Here is a 21,953-nt window from a genome sequence, read left to right on the forward strand (position 1 = left end):
CTTTTTTTGCGCCAAGACGATAATGCAATCGGCCAACACGGGGATGATCGATGGCCAGAGCCGGACGACAGTGGCAGATGACGGTGCGCGTGCTATCGGCACTTGCCCTGCTGTTCCTGTCTTTTGCGCATCAACCGGTCTTCGCCCGGCAGCTCGCCCCGGCGATGACGGCGAACTATGTGCTGCCGGATGGAACGATTGCCGACATCTGCTTCGGGTCAGACGGTGTCGACGATCACAAGTCCCCGCATGAGGGGCTTGCGCCGGTCTGCGACTATTGCCGGCTCGCCGCATCGATCGCCTTGCCGCCGCCTCCGAGCGACAGTTATCTCATCATTCGAGTCGCCGCGTTTGCCGAGAGCAAGACGGATTTTCCGGCCATTTTTGTCGAATACCCGCGCGCACTGCCGCAGTCGCGTGCTCCTCCGCTGTCGCTCTGACGTCATCGCTTCGGCGATTCTTCCATCTTTTCGTCATTTCAGCCGCCTGGTGCGGCGTTGACCGGCGTGCCGTGATTGGCAACGACCGGTCTGGAGACAGATCAATGACACAGACCAGAACAACAACCCTCCTTGCGTTGGCCTTTTCTCTTGCTGGCGCTGGCGCCGCCTATGCGCATGCGTCCTTCGAAACCGATAAAGTTGCCTCGGAAAGCAACTTCAAGGCCGTGCTGCAGGTCCCGCACGGTTGCGACGGCAAGGCAACGACCGAAGTCCAGGTGAAACTGCCGGAAGGCTTCGTCTTCGCCAAGCCGCAGCCGAAGGCCGGCTGGGAGATCGAGATCATCAAGGGTGACTACCAGAAGAGCTACGACAACCACGGCAAGACGGTAACGTCCGGGCCGCTCGAAATCCGCTGGAAGAACGGCAATCTGTCCGACGACTATTACGACACTTTCGTCATCAAGGGGAAAATTTCGGGCTTCGACAAGGAGAGTGAGATCGCCTTTCCGGTGACGCAACTGTGCGGAGCGACGGACAAGGTCGTCTGGGACGAGATCGCGGCGCAAGGCCAGGACGCCCATTCGCTCGAGCGTCCGGCGCCGACGATCACCGTGACACCGGCGCAGGGTGAAGGTCATCACGGCGATCACATGGCAGCGATGGCGGGGACGGGCGGCGTATCGGTCAAAGTCGGTTCGCTCGAGATTTCCGACGGCGCCGTCAAGGCAATGCTGCCCGGCGCCAAGGTCGGCGGCGGCGGCTTCAAGGTCAAGAACGATGGCAGCGAAGACGATAGGCTGGTCGCGGTCGAAAGCCCGGCGGCCGGCCGCGTCGAACTGCACGAAATGACCATGCAGAACGACGTGATGAAGATGCGCAAGCTGGAAGGCGGTATTGCCGTTCCGGCCGGCGAAACCGTCGACCTCAACAGCGGCAGCCTGCACCTGATGTTCATGGCAGTGGAAAAGCCGTTCGCCGAGGGCGACAGTGTGCCGGTGACGCTGACGTTCGAAAAGGCCGGCAAGGTCGACTACATACTTCCGGTCGGCGATACTGCCGGCGGGACGCACAAGCACAACTGAGTTTCCGGCACAACCGAGTTTCCGGATTTTCTCGACATGAAGGCGGCGGCGCGGGAACACTGTGCCGCCGCTTTTCTTACGGGGAGGGGCGGCTTACTGCTCGGCAGCCTCATCGTTCTCGTCGGCTTCCGGCTCATCCGGTCCGAATTCCATATAGCGGCGAACCACGTCGCCGCGTGTGCCCTGCGGCGGATGGCCGTTGGAACTCAACAGCATCAGCGACAGCGCGGTCGGGCTGCGCAGTGCCGCAACCGACGCATGCCTGTTGGCCGCATCGTCCTTCGGCAGTGCCGACAGCAACGTGATCGCCTCCTCGGTCGGGCCATCGCCGCTCACGCGCGCGGACGGCTTCACGGATTGCGCCGCGTAAGCCGCCGTGGTGGCTGACATGGTAATGACCTGGGCCATGACGATCTGCCCTGTGAGGGCGCTCCTTCGGATGTGGCAACACAGCCCTCTTAACCCGGGCGCCATTTCATCCGCGTGAAATCGGGCGCCTGCATTTAAGGCAAATTTTATCGGTCATCCGAAGAAGGAGGGGGAGTGCAAGGGGGGGCTGGTGGAGGCTTGACGCCTGCCAGCGTCATTCCGCCGTCTCTTTGAACGGCGAAAAGCCTAGCGGCGCCATGTCAGTTCGACGCGGTCTCGTCGATAGAACGGCCGACCACGAGCGCAGCCTTCAGGCCCGGCTCCAGCTTTTCGTAAATGCCGTCGGCTTGCACACCGAGCGCGTCAAGTGTCTTCGAGAAGAAGCAGCGGACGGCGGCGGCGGTGACGACGTCGAAGATTTCCGCGTCGGAGAGGCCGTGCCGCTTCATCGACATCCGGCTTTTCGATCGCGGTCGCATCACGCACCACCTTGGCGGCAAATCGCATGATGGCGCGTTCAGCCTCGTCGATCGGCGCCTCGTTCGGATTTTCCGCGACTTGCTGCACCGCGTCGGCGATAAAGATATCGCGCAGCAGGACGGAGCTGCCGTGAGCAAGCATGCAGTAGGAACTCTTCAATTCCTTTGCCGCCGCCATCGTCACCAGTTCGTAGCGGCGCAGGTCCATGTTGGCCCTGATGCTGGCAAGCAGCGCGCTCCAATTCGCCATCACCTCCGGCCGGTGACCGAAGGCCTTCATCATGTTCGGCAGGTAGCCATAGCCGGCCTCGGCCTGCGCATACATCGCCGCTGTCTGCTCGCCGGCGGAAGCATCGGGTGTTTCGATGAAAGGCATCGTGCAGGTCTCCCAAGGCGGAAAAGGCACAATAGGCGCGCCTGAGTTGCATTGCAAGAAAGGCGGAACACGACCCATCACGATGTGGTGACCGGGCTGGAATCGTGACGGCAGAAGCAGGTGACACCGTTGGAACCGGCCGCGATTGGCGGCATAACGGGTTCTGCTCCGATTCTTCCGGACGAGGATAGGTCGCGCACTGCTTTCATCGGCAAGCGTGCCCGGCTGCTTCGTTCGGCTGGGTAGGACACGTTGAAGCGGATTGATGGGGCTCATGACAATCGACCATAGTTTATCCCGCCGCGGCTTTCTCGCGGCGCTTGCGGCATCGGCTGGCACTTTGGCCGGCTGCACGACGTCCGGTCGCCCCGTGCCGAAGCCGGTGACGGTCGCGCGACCCATCGGGCCGCCGTCGGAAGCGGAACTGCAGGTGATGTATGGCCCGGTCGAAGACGGTGGCTACCTCATCCCGGCGGTGCCCTACCGAGAGATCGATCCGCAATTCTACCGGCAACGCGTCTTCGACCGGACGGGCGAGGCGCCAGGCACCGTGGTCGTCGATACGCCTTCGCGGTTTCTCTATGTCGTCGAGCCGGGCGGCACGGCGATGCGCTACGGCGTCGGCATCGGCCGCGAAGGCTTTGCCTGGCAGGGCGACGGCGTCATCCACTGGCGCCAGGCCTGGCCCCACTGGAAGCCGCCGAACGAGATGGTCGCCCGCCAGCCGAGCCTTGCGAGATACTCGATCGAGAACGGCGGCATGCCGCCGGGGCTGGACAATCCGCTCGGCGCGCGGGCACTCTATATCTTCCAGAACGGCGAGGACACGCTCTACCGGCTGCACGGCAATCCGGAGTGGCAGTCGATCGGAAAGGCGGTGTCGTCCGGCTGCGTGCGGCTTCTGAACCAGGACATCATCGATCTCTACGAGAGGGTGCCCTACAAGGCGAGGATCGTCGTCTGGCAATGACATGCCGGTGGCCGCCGCAACAAACCCGGCCCTGATTAACGGAATGCTAACCGCTCTTTCGGATTCTGTCCGGTATCGGGGCGGACGGCGCCCTGATTTGCACCGTTCGACACAACTTTGGCACGATTTCAAGCAATAGACGCCTTCATGCTTCCTTCGATTTCCCTTTCCAGCGCCGCGATGCGCACCGCCCGCCGCGTTCTTACCCGGACGGTGGCCGCCCTTTTCCTCGGCGTGGCGCTCTCCGGCTGCATGGGGCTGGACGATCTCTCCGAGGCGCCGCCGAAGCTCTCCGGCAAGATGATCGCGGAGATGTCGAAGAAAGGCATGAAGCCGGAAGGTCCGGTGCTGATCCGCATCTTCAAGCAGGAAAGCGAACTCGAAGTCTGGAAGGTCGGCAAGTCCGGCACTTATGCGCTGTTCAAGACCTATCCGATGTGCCGCTGGTCGGGAAAGCTCGGTCCGAAGACGAAGATCGGCGACCGGCAGGCGCCCGAAGGTTTTTATCACGTCTCGGCAGGCCAGCTTAATCCGAAGTCGCAGTATTACGTCTCCTTCAATCTCGGCTATCCGAACCGGCTCGAAGCAGCGCTCGGACATACCGGCGAGGCGCTGATGGTGCACGGCGCCTGCTCGTCCTCCGGCTGCTACGCCATGACCGACCAGGGCGTCGGCGAAATTTATGCGATCGTGCAGAAGGCGCTTTCGGGCGGGCAGGAGAATTTCCAGGTCCAGGCCTTTCCCTTCCGCATGACGGCCAAGAACATGATCGAACACCGCGACGATCCGAACATGTCCTTCTGGCGGACGCTGAAAGAGGGCTACGATGCCTTCCAGGTGACGCATCGGCAGCCGAAGGTATCCGTCTGCGAAAGCCGCTACATCTTCAACAAGGACTTCGAGGGCGGCGAACCCGCCGATCCGCTCGCCGCCTGCCCGGCGGTCGTCAACCAACTCGAGCCGCAGGCGATGGCGAAGATCGAGGCGGAGGAGCGCCAGGTCGAAGCGGCGATGACGCAAGCCATTCCCGCGAGCACGTCGATGACAGCCTATGTCGATGGCGGCATGCATCCGAGTTTCCGCACGCTCTTGAAGCGCGAGGGGCCGAAGAAGCTGGCGGCCAGCATTTCCGGCACCAAATACCCGATCAGCCGCCCGGAAGCGGCGCTGGCGGACCCGTTCGCGGGGCGGTGAAGACTGGTGCCTGGTCGCGTCTGTCTGCATGATGGGGGCGTTATCGGAGGATTCGTCATGCGCTACAGTCTTGACCATGTTGCGCTGCTCGTCAGCGACCTCGAGCGCAGCGTCGCGTTCTACCTGGAGATCATGGGCTTCGAGCCGATCGCGCGGGAAGGCAGCGCCAATGTCGCCTGGCTCACAATCGGCGGCGGCGATGCGATCCATCTCATCGCCGGCGATTTCGGCGCGACGCACGTGACGAAGGAGACGCATGTCGCCATCTCCACCGCCGATTTCGACGCCTTCGTCGCCCATATCGGCGCGCTCGGCGTTCCCTTTACCGACTGGCCGGGCAATCCCGGCCGTATAGGCCTGCACCGCAACGGCTTCCGCCAGGTCTACGTTCAGGATCCCGATGGGTACTGGATCGAAATCAACGACCACCGACCACCTAGCGCGGTTTGACGGGCAGCCGCTTGCGGGCGTGCTGCTTCGTTCACGCGACAGGTAGTGCGCCGTCCTGCTTAATCAGGCATGCTTTGGACAGAATGTCAGATTTTGACGAGCATGGCAGTCGCGTACATGAAGGCAATGCCTGCCGCCAGGCCGCCGAATGACGCTGGTGCCAACAGGGCCTTGATACCCTGTCCGTTCGAACGGCCCATAAAACCGCAGACCTCGACGACGACCTGGGCGATCGCGCCAGCACCGATGGCAAGTGCGATCGCCGTCCACTGCGGCGCATAGGCAAGGCTGCCCGCCCAGATCCCCACGACGGCCGGTCCGCCGGCGAGAAGAGCCAGCCCTACGAAGGAAAGCAGGCTGGGCCTCACCTTGAGGATCGGCGCGGCAATCCCGATGCCCTCGGTAATGTTGTGCAGGGTAAAGCCGAGGACGAGGAACGTGCCCAGTCCCGCACTGCCTGCTGCAAAGGCCGCGCCGATGGCCAGACCTTCGCCGAAGTTGTGGAGGCCGATACCAAGTGCGATGAAGTTAGCCAGTGCCAGTCCCGTCGGGGTGCCGCGGCGGCGGCCGATCGCTATCAGGACGAGGAAGCTGCCCACCGCCGTCAGAACGACCATGGTGCTGCCTTGGAAGATGGGCGCCGACGCGCTGGCGAACTCCAACGCCTCGACGACGGTATCAACCAGCAGGAACGCAAGCAGTCCCACGGTCAAGGCAAGCAGGAACGTCATGGCCCCCTGGCCCGCGCCACGCAGAGCCGGATAGCACATGAGACCGATCGCGACGGGCAGAATGCCGACAAAGGCTCCGAGAATGGCCTGCGACCACAGGCTGCCGGATGTCGCAACAGGAGTTGGTACGGCTACGGCGATTTCGTGGTCGAAAGTGGCCCCCGTATTGGTGACGAAGGTCACATTGTGGGTTTCGCCCAGAACCCAGGGGAAGGGGAGGCTGATCCATGCCGTGTCGCCGCGGGCGATCGGGCCTTGCGGCTCCTGCCTGAATTCCCAATAGGCGGCATCGACCTGGACCTGCGCGATCGCCATCGGGTCCGACCCACCAGCGCGAACGAGTAACCGGAGGCCGTCGTGATCTAGGATCGTGCGCTCGATCGTCAGGTTCTCGACGGGCGGAGCGCCGTTGTTGAAGCCTTGCAGCGGGTTTGTCTGGAGCAGCCAGACGATGGCCATGGCAAGAACCGCGACGGGCAACAGCAGCCAGAGATAGCGAGAGAAGCCGGAGGCTGAGGCCGCAGCGTTGATCTTTTCGTGCATCATGACAGCGTCTCCACAACGTCGAACATGCCCATCCAGCCAAGTTCGGCGAATTCCGATTGATGCGCGTGGAACATGTAAAGCCCAGACTCGTGGTCCTCGAAGGTGAATTCGAGAATTCCCCGCTGCGCCTGGCACTGCACGACAAGATCGACAGTCTTCAGCGTCGGCGTCAGCGTCGTTCCCTGATCGTAGTAGTCGAAAAAGTTCGCATGCAGGTGGAACGAGTTGATCGGGTCGAATTCGACGGTGTTGACGAGATAGATGCGGACCGGCCGACCCTTGGCGATCTTGATTGGTTCCTTCGCGTAGCAGTGCGCGACCGTGTTGCAGGCATAGAACTCGTTCTCGCCATCGAAGTTCGTGTCGAAGGCGTTCATGACCATCGCCATTTCCTGCCATCGCCCATTTTCAGGCGAGCCGAGCAGCCGCGACTTGGCGATCTCGAGATGATCGGGGTGGCGGGCCGGATCGGGATCGATCACGAAGAGGCCATACATGCCTTTGTGGATATGGCGTGCAAGCGGCAGGGCGTGGCAGTGATAGAGGTGGCAGCCGAAGGGTTTGGCGTCGAACTCGTAGACGAATTCCTCGCCGGGGCCGATGACGCCTGCGCCGGGCACGCCATCCATTCGCGCTGCATGAATACCGTGGAAGTGCAGAGAATGGGGATGCGAACCGTTGTTTATGAGCTTGATTTTCAGGCGCTCTCCCTCGGTCGCGCGAAGGGCGGGGCCGGGGACACGGCCGTTATAGGTCCAGGCGGGAAACATGACACCGGGCGCGATCTCGATTTCCTTTTCTTCGACCATGATTTCGAAGCTGCGCAGCTTTCGCCCGTCCGGCAGGTCGCTCAATTCGCCCGTATACCAGTCAGTGAGCATGCTTGTCGGATCGAAGCCGTTGCGGGCGTTGTCGACGTTTCCGATGGTGATCATCGCGCCATGCGCGGATCTGTGGGTGGGTGCGATGTCGCCGCTCTTCTCGGCAGACGCTGCGGCACCATGATCGCCGGAGTGGGTTTCCTGAGCCGCCATGTTGCTGGTGCAGATGCCCGTCGCACCGAGCGTTGCAATCCCCCCACCCAGCAGGCTTCGTCTACTCAAGACGGTCTGTGCCCACTTCAGCATTTTGGCCGATTCTCCAATTAGCAATTTCAATGAAATAGAGCATCATAACATGATTATAGCAAGTGCTATACTAATGCCTGCGATCGGAAAGGGCAAGGGGGCCGTCATCGGATCCGATTCACATCAGGACTTTTGTCAATTGTTCATTCGACTGGCATCGTATTTCTCCGTGATAGGCGGATCCACGGTCTGAGCCCATAGCATTTACCGGCCCATTCTCAGGCCTATACAACCTCACATCCGGTCGCCGTTCTTGGCGGCTGCACCATTATCCCGCTTTCGACGGGCACGGGCTCAGGAGAACGGGGCCAAACTCAAGGTCGGCGTTTAAAGCCAAAAGGATCCCCGGTCCGTTCACCTGGATCCGTCAGGACTGATCAGGCCCTGAGGATTAGAAACGGTGTTTCGCAGCAGTTTGTGTTTCAGGCAGTTTTCATGATTGCCCCTTCAATTACGACGCCGGAGTTCACGTACTTCCAGAGTGCAACCAGCAACTTACGGGCCAGCGCTACTATCATCGGCGTTTTAAGGCGGCCGGCATTGCGTGCGATGCGTTCCTTGAACCATAACGTTAACGCCGATTTCGGTTGATGCCGCAACCATAGCCAGGCGAGTTCGACCATTGTCGCTCGTAGTCGCGGGTTTCCCGCCTTCGAGACTCCTTGCTCGCGACTGATGTTACCGCTTTGCCAGGGGGAGGGGGCGAGGCCCGCGTAAGATGCAATTTGCCGTCGATTATCAAAGTGTCGGAACAAACCTTCCGTGTAGAGTATCGTCGCGAACTCGGGACCAATTCCTCTGACCTTCAAAAGCGCGACCGCTCTAGCCGGTGTTTCCGGTGTCTCGCGGACGATCAACGCATCTCGCTCTGCTTCCACGGCCTTGATTTGCGTTAGCAGCAATTCCAGACGATCGAGTTCTCTGCAAATTTCGGCTTTGAGATGCTTGGACAGCACTCTGCCATCGCCAGTTCGAAGCTCGTCCAGACACTGACGGCGATCACGGCGCAAAGGCTCGTAATCTCGTATTCCTTGTGTAAAGAGCAGTCCCTTGATGCGATTGACGTGGAAAACACGTTCCGCAATCAGAGTTTTCCGCTCCCGCCCGATCCGACGGTTGTCGTCCTGCTCGGAGGTGAGAAGTTTGACCATCGAGCACGCACGCGGCTCGCCGCGTTTCCAGGCCATCAAAGCGCGTATCAGTGTTTCCCCGTCGATCCGATCCGTCTTTGCCCGGCGATGGCGGCGCGGCATGGCAATAGATGCAGCTTCCACAATATGGCTCTCGATCCAGGCTTCCTTGCTGAGAACGCGCCCCAGCCAGAAGCCATCAAGTCCGGCCTCCTGGATCACCACCAGCGGAAAAAGCCTCGCCTCGCGCCGCTGGGCTTTCTGGCGAAGGGCGGCAAAACACGAGAACAAGCCGGCGATATCGCCTCCGGTAACTGTATGGCGAGACATCTTTTCACTTCCCGGCGATAGAGCTGTCACGAGCCATGTCGATTTGCTCAATTCCAACGAGACGAAAATTGCTCCAAGATCGATGAGGGTAGCGGTCTGTGCTTGAGTTTGATCTGCTGTCATCGGCATGATTGGCCTCCAGAGAGTTTTCTAGCGACCTCACCCTGCCACGGTGCAGGCCGCTACTCACCCCTGATGGGATCTCAAGTGGGGATTGGAAATATAGCCGTTGCTATGTTATTGTGATCAGTGGTTGAATTTATGAGCAGGCGGAATTGAATTGAACGAAAAGAATGGTCAGTCGATCGAGATCGAGAGTTCGCTTATCGCCCCCGATACCCAGATGGAGAGCTTCAAGCAGGCTCGGCACAACCGCCGCAGTGAACTTGTAGAGGACTACGTCGAACTCATAGCCGACCTCCTCGCCGATGGCGGCGAGGCGCGACAGGTGGACATTGCCCTGCGGCTGGGCGTCGCGCAGCCGACCGTCGCCAAGATGCTGAAGCGGCTGATTGCAGAGGGCTATATCCAGCAGCGCCCTTACCGGGGTGTTTTCCTCACAGATACGGGCAAGGAATTGGCCCGCGTCAGTCGCGAGAGGCACCAGATCGTGGAATCGTTTCTCTGCTCGATCGGCGTCAGCGTCGAGACGGCGCGGATCGATGCGGAGGGGATCGAGCATCACGTCAGCCCGGAAACGTTGGAAGCCCTGAAGGCGTTCACTTTGCAGCGGCGATCTTGAGGTTATGCCCTAACCTAAGTTGACGGCTCCATGCGTGAGCAGGCGAGCGCAAAGACCCTGCGGCGCGGAATGCCAAACTATCCGACGATCAACCGGCGACCCATGCGCAATTCACCGACACGCTCGCCCACGGCTATGATACAATTTCTCCTTCGCATGAACCAAGGGAGGGGTGAATGCGTAGCGTTGCGTCAGTTCTCGCGCTGGAAGTGTTGCTCTTGGCCAGCCCGGCAGCAACGGAGCCTATTGTCTTTCATACGGCGCACTTCGGCGACGACACGGTTGTGAACCTCTGTCTTGTTGCCAATCAGGCCGCGGAACGAGTGGGGTACGACTATGACGTGCTCATCTCGCTCTCAGAGACGAACGGGCTGGGCAAAGCGCTCTACAGCGACCCCGGAAAACATCGGGCACTTGTCAGATGCAATCCACCGGAGACTGTCGCGGTCAGCGGCGTCGATTATCCGGTCCGCGCATCGGACGCGGGAGGGGATGACTGGAAGGACGACCTTTGGAGGGTGGTCTGTATGACCCCTGTCTCGTAGCCAAGTTATCCTCGGGGTGAGTGAGCCCGCTTCGCTATCCGCTGTCCAGAACGCCGCCGACGACCTTGCCATGGTGCAGGCCGTGCCTGCGTATAGCGAGCTGGGTAGCCGTTCAGCATGCCGTGGTTTCCTCCAGTTGTTCAGTGCATCGACGGGATTGAGAGCGCATGCCAAGCCCGGTCTGTGTCGATGTCGGCGAGTCCGCTTCTCTCGGTCAGCGTGAAGGTGTGTGGGGGATACGGCCATGCAAACGGCCGTATCCCTGATGATATCGGTTTACTTGACCTCGGTGACGGTCAGCTTGCCCTCGACGCGCTTGGCGACGAACTCGATGCTCGCACCCTCCTTGAGCTTATCGAGCATGGCGTCGTCCTTGACGCGGAACACCATCGTCATCGCCGGCATTCCAAGGTCCTTGAGTTCCTCGTGGATGAGGGTGACCTTCTTCGCCTTGGCGTCGACCTTCTTGACGGTGCCCTTGGTGAATTCGGCAGCGAACGCGGCAGACGCGAGGACGACGGCGAAAGTGGCCGCCGTAGCGAACGTGATGATCGATTTCATTGTCGTGGCTTCTTGATTTGGCTTACTTCTTGGCTACGGTCACGTCGCCGTGCATTCCGGCGTCGTAGTGACCGGGAACGAGGCAGGCGATCTTGAACGTGCCGTCATTGGTGAACTTCCAGATGATCTCGCCGGATTTTCCGGCGGTCAGACGGATCGCGTTCGGATCGTCGTGCTCCATCTCCGGGAACTTCTCCATCACGGCCTTGTGTTCCATGATCTTGTCTTCCTGGTCGAGGACGAACTCATGATCGAGTTCGCCCGCGTTCTTGATGGCGAAGACGACGGTCTGACCTTTGCGGACCTTGAAGGTGCTCGGGGTGAAGATCATCTTGCCGTCGTCCGTCTCCTTCATGGAAATGCGGATGGTCTGGGTGGCCTGCGTCTTCTTGCTGGGCTCACCGACAGCCATGGCTTCACCGTGACCGCCAGCGTGTGAACCGGAGGCAAGGGCCGGAGACGCGAGCGCCGCGAGGCACAATGCGATAATTGCAGTCTTCATCATTCAGTCCTTAGGTTGGTTGGGAGATGAGATCAGCCGTGCTTCATGGGCTTGGGCGTGATCTGGGTTTTGGCATCCTTGGCCTTGGTCGTGTCGGGAAGTTCACCCGTCCACTCCCAGGCCTGCGTACCGGGTGGGTTTTCGTACCAGCCGGGATCGGTGTAGTCGTCGGCCGCGATCCCCTCGCGGACCTTGACGACGGAGAACATGCCGCCCATCTCGATAGGGCCATGCGGTCCCCACCCGGTCATCATCGGAACGGTGTTCTCCGGAATTTCCATTTCCATCTCGCCCATGTCGGCCATGCCAGCGGTTCCCATCGGCATGTATTCGGGGCGGAGTTTCCTGATTTTTTCCGTGACTACCTTCTTGTCGACGCCGATGAATGTCGGGATGTCGTGCCCCATGGCGTTCATCGTGTGATGCGACTTGTGGCAATGAATTGCCCAGTCGCCAACATACTTGGCGTCGAACTCGTAGGCTCGCATCGCGCCGACGGGGATGTCGATGCTAACCTCCGGCCATCGGGCTTGCGGCCGCACCCAGCCGCCATCCGTGCAGGTGACCTCGAAGTCGTAGCCGTGCATGTGGATCGGATGGTTGGTCATGGTCAGGTTGCCGACGCGGACCCGCACCCTGTCGTCTTTCGACACCACGAGCGGACTGATCCCCGGAAAGATGCGGCTGTTCCAGGCCCACAGATTGAAGTCCGTCATTTCCATGATGCGGGGAACATAGGTGCCTGGGTCAATGTCATAGGCGCTGAGGAGGAACACGAAGTCGCGGTCCACCGGCATGAACTTCTCGTCCTTCGGGTGGATGATGAACATCCCCATCATGCCCATGGCCATCTGGACCATCTCGTCGGAATGCGGGTGGTACATGAAGGTGCCCGATTTCACGAGGTCGAACTCGTAGACGAAGGTCTTGCCGACCGGGATGTGCGGCTGCGACAGGCCGCCGACGCCGTCCATGCCGGACGGCAGGATCATGCCGTGCCAGTGGATGGTGGTATGTTCCGGCAGCTTGTTGGTGACGAAGATGCGGACGCGGTCGCCTTCGACGGCCTCGATGGTCGGACCCGGCGACTGGCCGTTGTAGCCCCAGAGGTGGGCCGTCATGCCTTCCGCCATCTCGCGCTCCACCGGCTCGGCAACAAGGTGGAATTCCTTGACGCCGTTGTTCATGCGGTGCGGTAGCGTCCAGCCGTTGAGGGTCACGACCGGGGTGTAATCCGGCCCCGATGAGGGGCGGACGGGCGTCTGCGTTTCGGCGGTTTCCATCACTGCAGCCTCAGGCAGCCCCATGTTGGAGGTCTTCGCCCAGGCGGCGGTCGAAACCAGGGCCGCGCCTGCGCCGAGCATCTGTCGTCTGTTGAACATTTGCTTGTCCTTTCTCAATGGCCGCCACCGCCGCTTTCGGCGGCCGCTGCGACTTCCGTTTCTCCGCCTGCTTCTCCCGCGCCGCCGCCATAGATCGCCGGTGCGAGATTGGCTTCGGCCAACCAGAAATCGCGTTTTGCGTTAACGGCCAGGAGGATCGAGTTGACCTTCTCCCGGCTGTCGGCGAGCAGTTCGAACGTGTTGGTGATCATGCCGTTGTAGGTGAGGAGGGATTCTTCCTCGATCTTCGTGCGCAGCGGTACGACGCTGTTGCGGTAGTGACGCGCGATGTCGTAGTTCGACCGATAGGCCTGGTAGGCGGACCGCGCCTCGGAACGAACGTTCACAGCTTTTTCTGCGAACAGGTTGGCGGCCCGCATGTAGGCCAGCTCCGATTTCCGCATCCGGGCCTTGCCGCTGTCGAAGATCGGGATCACGAACTCCAACTCGACGTTGCCGGTCGTGTCGACCTTCTTCTCGCCGTCCTCGAGTTCTCGTTCGGTCTCGAAGCCCGTCAGGATCTCGAGATCGGTCACGTACCGCGTCGCCTCGGTGAGGTTGTACGACTTGGCCGTGGCCTCGAGATCGAGCTTGGCCATCTGCAGGTCGACGCGACGCTGCAGGGCTTCGGCCTCGATCAGGTCTCGCTGGATCAAACCCTTCGGAAGCTGCGCCAGGCGATTGGGAACCTGGTAGTCGGTGTCCGATCCCCAAAGTCCCATCAGCCGCGTCAGTTCTTCTTTCGCGAGACGGGCCGCAAGCCGGGCCTTTGCGGTCTGCCCCGCCAATTCGGCATAGAACACGTGCTCGCGGGTCTGGCCGCCCTTCGTCATCGAACCTGTTTCACCGAGTTTTTGCGCAAGCTCAGAGGCCGCGTCTGCCGTCGCCTGCGCCTGGTTCAACTGGGCGACCGTTTCCCAGGAGGCAACGGCACTGATCCACGCCCGCCGGGTATCTGCGGCAAGCTGCAAGGTCTGCAGGGCCGCATTGAGCTGGGCCTTGCGGAATTCGGTATCGGCAATGCCCACGTTCCGCTTGTGCGTGGCGAGGGCCAGGATGTTGGTAGCGATCACACCCTCGACGGTCTTGAACGCCTCCAACCCCGGTGTGCCGATCCCCGTCAGCCCGACACCGACGGTCGGGTTCACCAGCATGGTCGACTGCCATGCATCCGCAGCAGAGTCACCGAGATCGGCATAGGCTGCCTGGAGGCCCTTGTTGTTGAGCAGGGCGACCTGTACCGCTGTCTCGACGTCGACGTTTTTCTTCGCAAGCAACGTCTTCACCCGACCGGAGACGGCCTGGGCATCGTGGCGGTTCTGAATCCAGACCGTGTCTTTTCCAGTCGCTTCTGCGCTTTTGTTGGATACGGACGAGAATCCGGAGTTCGGAGCGGAGTATTCGGCCGCCGAGACGCAGCCGCCGAGAATGAGCGGGAGCGCGACAGTCGCCGCGAGCTTGAGTTTCGTAACGTTCATGACGCGCCTCCGTCCGGAGCCTGCGCGTCGTTCTGGTTTCGCCACGGTTTCGGATCGACCGGGACGCGGTGCGTGTAGCCTGTAACGGGGCTCTGGTAGCGGACCGGGCGAACGTCGGCCGGGAGGTCAGCAAGATCGCCCGAAGCAATAACTTCAGGGGGCAACGTGGCAGCGCAACCGCTTGCGAAGAGCGGCAAGGCAACCACCAGAAATATAGGTTTCATGGTGTAATCCGAATAGGAGATGGCAGCGGCGCAGCAGGTAATAACACCCACCTACGCACGTTCAGACCCGCAAGGACGGGCTTGTCCTATTCAGATATTCGGGGGCCGATGCAGCGGCACGAGTTCGCCGACGACACGATTGTCGTTTATGAATTCGCGGATGGAAGCCATCACGACGGGGCCGCCGACCACATCGGCGGTCGCGAAAATCGCAAAACTCACGCAGAAGTCTTTGCAGCACTCCTGCTTCGCAATTTTCTGCATGTCATCCGGAGAGGCGCTTTCGTCTCCATGGACGTGGTCGCCGTTTGTCATCTCGTGGTGGTCGTCAGATTGGACGGTCGTCGATGTCGCTATCGCCCCATGCATCGCTGCCGAAGCGGCAGGCAGGGAGTATCCAGCCAGTGATGCGATGATCACCAACCGAAGCAGAACCAGCATTTTTGCCAATGTGATTCGATACATACCCATGCCCGAGGACTACCATCAGCCCGGAAGTTGTCAATTACGCGCTTCATGTAGCCGATGATTCGCGACGAATATGTGGCACCGCACAACGATGTTCCCGCAAATGCAACGTCTGACGAAGGGTCTAGGGGTTCCAACCATGGTAAGGTCAAGCGGAATATTCATGCCTGAATGGCGCAACATTGAAGCCTCGGGTCCTCCCTGGGTCGGACGATCACGAGGCGTGCGCGCGGGACTAAGGCGACCCGGTACGCTTGTTGACTTTGGACTGCCACCGTCCTTAGCCAGGAGCTGATCCCTCACATCCTCACCGTCTTCAGCCTCAGGGCGTTTCCGATCACGCTGACCGAAGACAGGGCCATGGCCGCAGCAGCGATGATCGGGGACAGCAGGATGCCGAAGACCGGGTACAGAAGTCCTGCGGCCACAGGGACCCCGGCAGCGTTGTAGATGAAGGCGAAGAACAGGTTCTGACGAATGTTCCTCATCGTCGCATGGCTGAGTTGCCGTGCCCGGACTATGCCCTGGAGATCACCCTTGAGAAGCGTTACTCCGGCGCTTTCGATAGCCACGTCCGTTCCTGTTCCCATCGCTATGCCGACGTCCGCAGCAGCAAGGGCAGGGGCGTCGTTGACCCCGTCCCCCGCCATTGCGACGACACGGCCTTCGCCGCGGAGCCTGGACACGATCTTGCTCTTGTCTTCGGGCAGGATCTCCGCCTCGACATCCGTGATGCCAAGCCTTCGGCCAACGGCTTGCGCTGTCGTCCTGTTGTCGCCCGTCAGCATGACGACACGGACACCTTCATCGACAAGGGCCTTCACGGCAGCAGGCGTCGTCGCCTTGATCGGATCCGCTATGGCGAACAGTCCCACGAGCTTTCCGTCCATCGTGACGAAGATGACGGTCGCTCCGTCGTCACGCAGTTCTTCGGCCTTCGCCGTCATGGATAAGACGTCGATACGCTCCTCCTCCATGATCCGGTAACTTCCGATAATGAGCCTGCGCCCCTCGACAATCCCTGTGACTCCCTTGCCGACCGGACTGTCGAAGTCTTGGGCGTCGCCAAGAGAGATGCCATGCTCGTCGGCGGCGCTGACGATCGCGGCGGCCAGCGGATGTTCGCTCGAACGCTCGAGCGTCGCCGCCAGTCGCAGCAGCTCCGCCTCCTGCATGCCTTCTGCGGGCACGATCGCGGTGACCTTGGGCTTGCCTTCAGTCAGCGTGCCCGTCTTGTCGACGACGAGCGTATTCACTTTCTCCATGCGCTCCAGCGCCTCGGCATTCTTGATCAGCACACCCAGGCTTGCGCCACGACCGACGCCGACCATGATCGACATCGGAGTCGCCAGGCCGAGCGCGCAGGGGCAGGCGATGATGAGCACAGCGACGGCGGCGACGAGACCATGTGCGAACCTCGGCTCCGGCCCGATTGCCATCCATGTCGCGAACGCGATCACGGCCACGCCGATGACGACGGGCACGAACCAGCCGGAAACTTCGTCGGCCAGCCGCTGGATCGGCGCGCGCGAACGCTGCGCGTCGGCGACCATCCGGACGATCTGCGAAAGCATCGTATCCCGGCCGACCTTCCCGGCCTCCATCACGAAGCCACCGGTCTGGTTCATGGTGCCGCCGATAAGCGTCGCCCCGGCCTCCTTCGTCACGGGCATGGATTCACCTGTGATCATGGATTCGTCGACGGAGCTTCGTCCTTCAAGCAGCATGCCGTCGACGGGGACCTTCTCGCCCGGACGGACGCGCAGGCGGTCGCCGACGACCACCGCTTCTAGGGCGACGTCTTCATCCGAGCCATCAGCGTTTATGCGGCGCGCCATCTTCGGAGCAAGGTCGAGCAGCGCGCGGATCGCGCCACCCGTCTGCTCGCGGGCCTGCAGCTCCAGCACCTGTCCGATTAAGACCAGCACGGTGATGACGGCGGCCGCCTCGAAATAGATAGCCACTGAACCGTCTACGGACCGGAAGGTCGCAGGAAAGAGACCGGGCGCAATCGTGGCGACAACGCTGTAGACCCAGGCCACGCCCGTGCCCATTGCTATCAGGGTGAACATGTTGAGGCGCCGGGAGACGACGGATCGCCACGCGCGTTCGAAGAACGGAGCACCTGCCCACAACACCACGGGTGTTGCAAAGACGAACTGCAGCCAGTTCGATGCCTGCGCACCGATGAGCATGTGCAGATTGGTGAGATGGCCGCCCATCTCCAGTGCGAGCACCGGTACCGTCAGGACCAGTCCGATCCAGAACCTGCGCCTCATATCGGTGAGTTCGGCGCTTGGCCCTGTTTCGGCCGTCATCACTTCCGGCTCGAGCGCCATACCGCAAATCGGGCAGTTTCCAGGACCGATCTGCCTTACCTGCGGATGCATGGGGCAGGTGTAGATCACGCCATCGGTCTGATCGGTGAGCGCACTCTTTCTGACTGCCATCGTGGCCTGAGCATCGTGCCCATGATGATGGTGGTGCGTTTCATGGTCTTTTTGATCGTCCATGGCTTAACTCCGGGATGGTTTCATCTCTTGTCCGGGACGTTCCGGTGGCTGGTCCGACACTTCGCAAGAGACGCGGTACATCGGTATCGGCGATTGCCGACAAAATGGTCACCATGCGATGCGATGTTTCGTCGCCTCGCCACTGAGGGTGCAACGGCGAAAGGCTATTGCGGGCGAGAACGCAAAGCGCTCATTTCAGCGCGGAAACGCCGAAGCGGGCGTTGATTTCCGGAATTTCTTTGTCGGACGCGTTCGCGATCTCGTCGATGATCGGGCACTCCGGGCGGTCATCGCCATGGCAATGGCTCGCGAGATGCCTGAGTGTCCTGATCATTTCCTGGATCGCGGCTGCCTTGCGCTCCAGTTCGGCGACGTGATCGAGCGCAAAGGTCTTGACGTCGGCGCTCGCTCTCGAACGGTCGCGCCAGAGCGCCAGCAGCGCCTTCATCTGCTCGACCGAGAATCCGAGGTCGCGTGCCCTGCGGATGAAGCGCAGCGTATGGACGTCGTTGTCGGCGTATGTCCGGTAGCTGGATTGGGTCCGGAGCGCGGGCGAGATCAGCTTGATCTGCTCGTAGTACCTGATCATCTTCGTCGAGACGCCGGACGCCTTCGAGGCTTCGCCGATATTCATTTCCGTGCTCCTTGAATGCAAGAGAGTGCGTCACACGGACGCCCCTGGTTTTAGTTCGTCTTGAAGCGCCGCAATCTCAATGCGTTCGCCAGCACGAATACGCTCGAAAGGCCCATCGCAGCCGCGGCGAGGATCGGCGACAGCAGCGTGCCGTTCAGCGGGTAGAGAACACCTGCAGCGACGGGGACCAGGCTGACGTTGTAGCCGAACGCCCAGAACAGGTTCTGCCGGATGTTGCGGATCGTCGCCTTGCTGATGGCAATCGCCCGCGGCACGCCGTTGAGATCACCCGACATCAGCACGACGTCGGCGCTCTCGATGGCGATGTCGGTTCCGGTTCCGACCGCAAGACCTATGTCTGCTTCGGACAAAGCGGGCGCGTCGTTGATGCCGTCACCGATGAAGGCGACCTTGCGGCCACCCGCGCGGAGCTTTTTGACAGCGTCGACTTTGCCGTCCGGCAGGACTTCGGCGATCACCTCGTCGATACCGAGCTGGCGGGCGATGGCTTGCGCGGTGTGGCTGTTGTCGCCCGTGATCATCGCCACCTTGAGGCCGAGCGCGTGCAGCGCCTTGATCGCTTCCCGCGTCGTCTCCTTTACCGGATCGGCGACGGCGATGATGGCGGCGAGCCTGCCGTCGATCGCGGCATAGAGCGGCGACCTGCCTGCGTCGCCAAGTGCCGTGGCTTCCTCCGCGAACGATGCCACCTCGATGCCGTTCTTCACCAGGGACCGGTCAGCGCCGACAAGCACCTCGTGACCGTCGACCCTGCCGCTGACGCCATATCCCGGAGCCGCTTCGAAGCTGGCGACGTCCGCCAGTGGCAGCCCCTTGGTTCTGGCCGCGTCCACGATGGCCTCCGCGATCGGATGCTCCGACCGTGCCTCGAGACTGGCGACCAGCCGTAGAACCTCGGTGCGGTCAAAACCTTCCGCGGTGACGACGTCGGTCAGTTCCGGTTTGCCCTTGGTGAGCGTGCCCGTCTTGTCCAGCGCAATGACATTGACATCGCGGAGTGTCTGCAGAGCCTCGCCCTTGCGGAAGAGGACACCCAGTTCCGCGGCCCGGCCTGTGCCGACCATGATGGAGGTCGGGGTCGCCAGGCCCATGGCGCACGGGCAGGCGATGATCAGCACCGCGACGGCGTTGACCAGCGCGAAGGTGAGCGCGGGCGAAGGGCCGAGCAGCAGCCATGCGACGAAGGTGAGGGTGGCTGCCGCGATCACGGCGGGAACGAACCATCCCGTGACGCGGTCGACCAGCGCCTGGATCGGCAGCTTTGAGCCCTGCGCTGCCTCGACCATCTTGATGATCTGGGCAAGCAGCGTGTCCGAACCGATCTTCGTCGCTTCGAAGGTGAAGGACCCGGTCTTGTTGATCGTGCCGCCGACGACGTTTGCGCCGGCCGCCTTTTTCACCGGAACGGGTTCGCCTGTAATCATGGATTCGTCGACGTAAGACAGGCCATCGACGACGCGGCCGTCGACGGGAACCTTCTCGCCGGGACGGATGCGGACGATATCACCGAGCGCGACGCCGCCGATCTCGATCTCCACGAATTCTTCGCCACGCTTCACATATGCGGTCTTCGCCTGCAGGCCGATCAGGTGTTTGATCGCCTGGCTGGTCTTGCCCTTGGTACGGGCCTCGAGATAGCGGCCGAGCAAGATCAGCGTGACGATGACGGCGGCCGCCTCGTAGTAGACGTTCTCCGTTCCCGATGGCAGGATCCATGGCAGGAAGGTCGCCACCACCGAATAGCCCCAGGCGGCCGACGTGCCGAGCGCCACCAGCGAATTCATGTCCGGTATCCAGCGCAGCAGATTGGGTACGCCCTTGCTGAAGAAGCGCAGGCCGGGGCCGAAGAGGACGAGCGTCGCCACGACGAACTGGAGGACCAGATTGTTCCCCATACCGACATTGATCATGATCCAGTCATGAACGGCCGGGATGAAATGCGATCCCATTTCCGCAACGAACAGCGGAAGGGTGAGGGCAGCCGATAGCGCCAGCGACAGTTTCAGGCGCGCGGTCTCGCGGCTGCGCCGTTCCTCGTTGTCATCCGCGGGAGTGTCCACTGTTACTTTACGGACATCGTATCCCGCGGCACGAACGGCACCTTCCAAAGCGGAGACAGTCGTGCCGGCGACGATGCGGACGGTCGCCCTCTCCGTCGCGAGGTTGACCGTGGCTTCTCTGACGCCTGGAACGGCCTTCAGAGCTTTTTCCACACGGGAGACGCACGACGCGCATGTCATGCCTTCAATGCCCCACTCGCGGGTCTCGATCCTGGGTTCGTAGCCCGCATTCTCGATGGCCTGAAGGACGGCTTCGGTTGCGACGGGTGCGTTGTATGTGACGGTGGCCCGTTCGGTCGCCAGGTTCACCGTGGCTGAGGCAACGCCTGGAACAGCGGCGATGGCCTTCTCGACCCGGACGACGCAGGACGCGCAACTCATGCCTCCGATCCCGAAATCGGTCAGAACGGGCAGGGACTTGGATGGGGCGATCATGGAAACGGCAGTCATTGGGACGATCCCTCTGTTAACTGCTCATATAGCTAATCCTTCCAATGATGGGAAGGTCAAGGGCTGTTTTTGAAAGAACCCGTACCTTTGTCGAGCAATCTCAAGGGTCGTCGCAGAATTTCCGTGGAGACCATCTTATGAAGCTGCCCATCACACTTGCCCTGACTTTGCTGCTTCCGGCAACGGCAGGCGCGCAGCAAGCCCATCATGATCACAAATCCGCCTATGCCGGGGAGGAGGTGCGTTCGATCAAGAGCCTCTCGGAAGACGACATATCCGAACTGCGCCGCGGCGGCGGCTGGGGTCTGGCGAAAGCGGCCGAACTCAACGGCATGTCCTGAAAATGGCGGCCGAGCTGGAACTCAGCGCGGACCCGGAGAGACGGGTGCGCGCCGTGGTTCCAACACATGCAGCGCGACGCGATTGCGGAAGGTGCGCGGTATGTTTCCCTCGAGGAACAACTTGAAGCGAAGTTCCGCGATCGGACCATTTCTGCCCAAGGACGAGCCCGCCAGATAGGTGGCGAGGATCGACTTGCTGTGGCCGGGCGTCATCGCGTGGACAGCACCGAAAGCGATCCCCATCGGTAGGAAGGCGAGGAAGGCACGCCAGCCGGCCCCGCTGGCAAACGCCTTGATGTGGTCCGCAAAGCCCAGATAGATGTCACGCTGGATATCGACGACGAACTGCCACATCGATCACATCCAGCTCAGCGTGATTGCCGTCAGCACCAGGTAACGGGAAACCTTGGCGATGGTGACCAAGATCAGGAACATCCAGAACGGCTCCTTCAAAACGCCCGCAATGACGGTGAGGGGATCACCGATGATTGGCAGCCAGCTTCCGAGCAACGACCACTTGCCGTATCGTTGATACCAATGTTGGGCCTGCGCAAGCCGTTCCTTGGTCACCGGGAACCAGGGCCTTTCCTTGAAGCGTTCAATGCCGATCCCGAGCAGCCAGTTCGCGGCCGATCCGAGGACGTTCCCGGCGCTTGCAACGGCAACCAACAACGCCGTCGGGTAATTCCCCGTCAGGAGCAGCCCGACGAGGACCGCCTCAGATTGCGCCGGCAGGATCGTCGCGGCCGCGAACGCCGCGACGAACAGGCCGAAATAGGCGGCGAGATCACCCACGGCTGGACGC

The 21,953-nt window shown here is 61.3% G+C and carries 22 protein-coding genes and 2 pseudogenes; 8 read left to right on the forward strand and 16 right to left on the reverse strand.

Going from position 1 to position 21,953, the window contains the following annotated elements:
- The first annotated feature begins 50 nt into the window (after positions 1-50).
- Entirely contained in the window at positions 51-440 is a 390-nt protein-coding gene (locus tag ACSQ2W_RS16985; RefSeq protein ID WP_436087310.1) for a hypothetical protein, read from the forward strand.
- 104 nt (positions 441-544) lie between these two features.
- Positions 545-1,525, forward strand: coding sequence for a DUF1775 domain-containing protein (locus tag ACSQ2W_RS16990; RefSeq protein WP_436087311.1), 981 nt, complete (start codon positions 545-547; stop codon positions 1,523-1,525).
- Positions 1,526-1,618: 93 nt separating this feature from the next.
- On the opposite strand, the gene ACSQ2W_RS16995 is transcribed toward ACSQ2W_RS16990, so the two are convergent.
- On the reverse strand, positions 1,619-1,933 hold the full coding sequence (locus ACSQ2W_RS16995; protein ID WP_436087312.1) for a hypothetical protein: 315 nt from the start codon (positions 1,931-1,933) through the stop codon (positions 1,619-1,621).
- Between the two features lie 221 nt (positions 1,934-2,154).
- Positions 2,155-2,749 (reverse strand): annotated as a pseudogene (locus ACSQ2W_RS17000) (carboxymuconolactone decarboxylase family protein).
- Positions 2,750-3,023: 274 nt separating this feature from the next.
- Here ACSQ2W_RS17000 and ACSQ2W_RS17005 point away from each other — a divergent pair.
- From ACSQ2W_RS17005 to ACSQ2W_RS17015, 3 genes are all read left to right on the forward strand, one after another.
- On the forward strand, positions 3,024-3,719 hold the full coding sequence (locus ACSQ2W_RS17005; RefSeq protein WP_436087313.1) for a L,D-transpeptidase family protein: 696 nt from the start codon (positions 3,024-3,026) through the stop codon (positions 3,717-3,719).
- Positions 3,720-3,866: 147 nt separating this feature from the next.
- Positions 3,867-4,913, forward strand: coding sequence for a hypothetical protein (locus ACSQ2W_RS17010; RefSeq protein WP_436087314.1), 1,047 nt, complete (start codon positions 3,867-3,869; stop codon positions 4,911-4,913).
- A 57-nt stretch (positions 4,914-4,970) separates the two neighbouring features.
- Positions 4,971-5,363, forward strand: coding sequence for a VOC family protein (locus ACSQ2W_RS17015; protein WP_436087315.1), 393 nt, complete (start codon positions 4,971-4,973; stop codon positions 5,361-5,363).
- Positions 5,364-5,449: 86 nt separating this feature from the next.
- Here the strand turns inward: ACSQ2W_RS17015 and ACSQ2W_RS17020 are convergent, their stop codons facing one another.
- The 3 genes from ACSQ2W_RS17020 to ACSQ2W_RS17030 form a co-directional block, all read right to left on the reverse strand.
- Positions 5,450-6,640, reverse strand: a complete 1,191-nt coding sequence (locus tag ACSQ2W_RS17020; RefSeq protein WP_436087316.1) for a ZIP family metal transporter — start codon at positions 6,638-6,640, stop codon at positions 5,450-5,452.
- Positions 6,637-7,767 carry a multicopper oxidase domain-containing protein gene (locus ACSQ2W_RS17025; RefSeq protein ID WP_436087317.1) on the reverse strand — a complete coding sequence of 377 codons (1,131 nt, stop codon included), beginning with the start codon at positions 7,765-7,767 and terminating at the stop codon, positions 6,637-6,639. Before ACSQ2W_RS17025 ends, ACSQ2W_RS17020 begins: the two co-directional genes overlap by 4 nt.
- Before the next feature lie 422 nt (positions 7,768-8,189).
- The gene (locus tag ACSQ2W_RS17030; RefSeq protein WP_436087318.1) at positions 8,190-9,356 is read right to left on the reverse strand and encodes an IS110 family transposase; all 1,167 of its coding nucleotides are present in this window, start codon (positions 9,354-9,356) and stop codon (positions 8,190-8,192) included.
- Positions 9,357-9,507: 151 nt separating this feature from the next.
- On the opposite strand from ACSQ2W_RS17030, the gene mntR reads away from it, so the two are divergent.
- Together mntR and ACSQ2W_RS17040 are read left to right on the forward strand one after the other, a co-directional pair.
- Positions 9,508-9,969, forward strand: a complete 462-nt coding sequence (gene mntR, locus ACSQ2W_RS17035) for a manganese-binding transcriptional regulator MntR (RefSeq protein WP_436087319.1) — start codon at positions 9,508-9,510, stop codon at positions 9,967-9,969.
- Between the two features lie 176 nt (positions 9,970-10,145).
- A complete protein-coding gene (locus ACSQ2W_RS17040) occupies positions 10,146-10,514 on the forward strand; it encodes a hypothetical protein (protein WP_436087320.1) in 369 nt (122 codons plus the stop codon).
- 276 nt (positions 10,515-10,790) lie between these two features.
- Here ACSQ2W_RS17040 and ACSQ2W_RS17045 read toward each other — a convergent pair whose 3' ends face one another.
- The 9 genes from ACSQ2W_RS17045 to ACSQ2W_RS17085 form a co-directional block, all read right to left on the reverse strand.
- Entirely contained in the window at positions 10,791-11,075 is a 285-nt protein-coding gene (locus ACSQ2W_RS17045) for a copper-binding protein (RefSeq protein WP_436087321.1), read from the reverse strand.
- Between the two features lie 22 nt (positions 11,076-11,097).
- Positions 11,098-11,577: a cupredoxin domain-containing protein gene (locus ACSQ2W_RS17050; RefSeq protein WP_436087322.1), complete on the reverse strand. Its 480-nt coding sequence runs from the start codon at positions 11,575-11,577 to the stop codon at positions 11,098-11,100.
- Positions 11,578-11,609: 32 nt separating this feature from the next.
- Positions 11,610-12,959, reverse strand: a complete 1,350-nt coding sequence (locus ACSQ2W_RS17055) for a multicopper oxidase family protein (RefSeq protein WP_436087323.1) — start codon at positions 12,957-12,959, stop codon at positions 11,610-11,612.
- 14 nt (positions 12,960-12,973) lie between these two features.
- Complete coding sequence (locus ACSQ2W_RS17060) at positions 12,974-14,437, reverse strand: TolC family protein (protein WP_436087324.1); 1,464 nt, start codon at positions 14,435-14,437, stop codon at positions 12,974-12,976.
- Positions 14,434-14,661, reverse strand: a complete 228-nt coding sequence (locus ACSQ2W_RS17065) for a hypothetical protein (protein ID WP_436087325.1) — start codon at positions 14,659-14,661, stop codon at positions 14,434-14,436. Before ACSQ2W_RS17065 ends, ACSQ2W_RS17060 begins: the two co-directional genes overlap by 4 nt.
- Positions 14,662-14,751: 90 nt before the next feature.
- Entirely contained in the window at positions 14,752-15,132 is a 381-nt protein-coding gene (locus ACSQ2W_RS17070) for a hypothetical protein (protein ID WP_436087326.1), read from the reverse strand.
- Between the two features lie 296 nt (positions 15,133-15,428).
- Positions 15,429-17,642 carry a copper-transporting P-type ATPase gene (locus ACSQ2W_RS17075; protein ID WP_436087327.1) on the reverse strand — a complete coding sequence of 738 codons (2,214 nt, stop codon included), beginning with the start codon at positions 17,640-17,642 and terminating at the stop codon, positions 15,429-15,431.
- A gap of 190 nt (positions 17,643-17,832) precedes the next feature.
- Positions 17,833-18,276 (reverse strand): Cu(I)-responsive transcriptional regulator, encoded by a 444-nt coding sequence (cueR, locus tag ACSQ2W_RS17080; RefSeq protein ID WP_436087328.1) that lies wholly within the window; start codon positions 18,274-18,276, stop codon positions 17,833-17,835.
- A 50-nt stretch (positions 18,277-18,326) separates the two neighbouring features.
- The gene (locus ACSQ2W_RS17085) at positions 18,327-20,807 is read right to left on the reverse strand and encodes a heavy metal translocating P-type ATPase (protein WP_436087329.1); all 2,481 of its coding nucleotides are present in this window, start codon (positions 20,805-20,807) and stop codon (positions 18,327-18,329) included.
- Between the two features lie 137 nt (positions 20,808-20,944).
- Here ACSQ2W_RS17085 and ACSQ2W_RS17090 point away from each other — a divergent pair, with 137 nt between their 5' ends.
- On the forward strand, positions 20,945-21,148 hold the full coding sequence (locus ACSQ2W_RS17090) for a hypothetical protein (protein ID WP_436087330.1): 204 nt from the start codon (positions 20,945-20,947) through the stop codon (positions 21,146-21,148).
- A gap of 156 nt (positions 21,149-21,304) precedes the next feature.
- On the opposite strand, the pseudogene ACSQ2W_RS17095 reads toward ACSQ2W_RS17090, so the two are convergent.
- Positions 21,305-21,502, reverse strand: a pseudogene (locus tag ACSQ2W_RS17095) (ABC transporter permease); the annotation flags it as partial.
- Positions 21,503-21,505: 3 nt separating this feature from the next.
- On the reverse strand, positions 21,506-21,943 hold the full coding sequence (locus tag ACSQ2W_RS17100; protein WP_436087331.1) for a YqaA family protein: 438 nt from the start codon (positions 21,941-21,943) through the stop codon (positions 21,506-21,508).
- Between the last annotated feature and the right edge of the window lie 10 nt (positions 21,944-21,953).

Source organism: Pararhizobium sp. LjRoot255, from assembly GCF_964252905.1.
Taxonomy (GTDB): Bacteria; Pseudomonadota; Alphaproteobacteria; order Rhizobiales; family Rhizobiaceae; genus Pararhizobium.

Coding starts and splice junctions, on each gene's coding strand:
- ACSQ2W_RS16985 (WP_436087310.1), top strand. CDS start 51: ATGGCCAGAGCCGGACGACAGTGGCAGATGACGGTGCGCGTGCTATCG.
- ACSQ2W_RS16990 (WP_436087311.1), top strand. CDS start 545: ATGACACAGACCAGAACAACAACCCTCCTTGCGTTGGCCTTTTCTCTT.
- ACSQ2W_RS16995 (WP_436087312.1), bottom strand. CDS start 1,933: ATGGCCCAGGTCATTACCATGTCAGCCACCACGGCGGCTTACGCGGCG.
- ACSQ2W_RS17005 (WP_436087313.1), top strand. CDS start 3,024: ATGACAATCGACCATAGTTTATCCCGCCGCGGCTTTCTCGCGGCGCTT.
- ACSQ2W_RS17010 (WP_436087314.1), top strand. CDS start 3,867: ATGCTTCCTTCGATTTCCCTTTCCAGCGCCGCGATGCGCACCGCCCGC.
- ACSQ2W_RS17015 (WP_436087315.1), top strand. CDS start 4,971: ATGCGCTACAGTCTTGACCATGTTGCGCTGCTCGTCAGCGACCTCGAG.
- ACSQ2W_RS17020 (WP_436087316.1), bottom strand. CDS start 6,640: ATGATGCACGAAAAGATCAACGCTGCGGCCTCAGCCTCCGGCTTCTCT.
- ACSQ2W_RS17025 (WP_436087317.1), bottom strand. CDS start 7,767: ATGCTGAAGTGGGCACAGACCGTCTTGAGTAGACGAAGCCTGCTGGGT.
- ACSQ2W_RS17030 (WP_436087318.1), bottom strand. CDS start 9,356: ATGCCGATGACAGCAGATCAAACTCAAGCACAGACCGCTACCCTCATC.
- ACSQ2W_RS17040 (WP_436087320.1), top strand. CDS start 10,146: ATGCGTAGCGTTGCGTCAGTTCTCGCGCTGGAAGTGTTGCTCTTGGCC.
- ACSQ2W_RS17045 (WP_436087321.1), bottom strand. CDS start 11,075: ATGAAATCGATCATCACGTTCGCTACGGCGGCCACTTTCGCCGTCGTC.
- ACSQ2W_RS17050 (WP_436087322.1), bottom strand. CDS start 11,577: ATGAAGACTGCAATTATCGCATTGTGCCTCGCGGCGCTCGCGTCTCCG.
- ACSQ2W_RS17055 (WP_436087323.1), bottom strand. CDS start 12,959: ATGTTCAACAGACGACAGATGCTCGGCGCAGGCGCGGCCCTGGTTTCG.
- ACSQ2W_RS17060 (WP_436087324.1), bottom strand. CDS start 14,437: ATGAACGTTACGAAACTCAAGCTCGCGGCGACTGTCGCGCTCCCGCTC.
- ACSQ2W_RS17065 (WP_436087325.1), bottom strand. CDS start 14,661: ATGAAACCTATATTTCTGGTGGTTGCCTTGCCGCTCTTCGCAAGCGGT.
- ACSQ2W_RS17070 (WP_436087326.1), bottom strand. CDS start 15,132: ATGGGTATGTATCGAATCACATTGGCAAAAATGCTGGTTCTGCTTCGG.
- ACSQ2W_RS17075 (WP_436087327.1), bottom strand. CDS start 17,642: ATGGACGATCAAAAAGACCATGAAACGCACCACCATCATCATGGGCAC.
- cueR (WP_436087328.1), bottom strand. CDS start 18,276: ATGAATATCGGCGAAGCCTCGAAGGCGTCCGGCGTCTCGACGAAGATG.
- ACSQ2W_RS17085 (WP_436087329.1), bottom strand. CDS start 20,807: ATGACTGCCGTTTCCATGATCGCCCCATCCAAGTCCCTGCCCGTTCTG.
- ACSQ2W_RS17090 (WP_436087330.1), top strand. CDS start 20,945: ATGAAGCTGCCCATCACACTTGCCCTGACTTTGCTGCTTCCGGCAACG.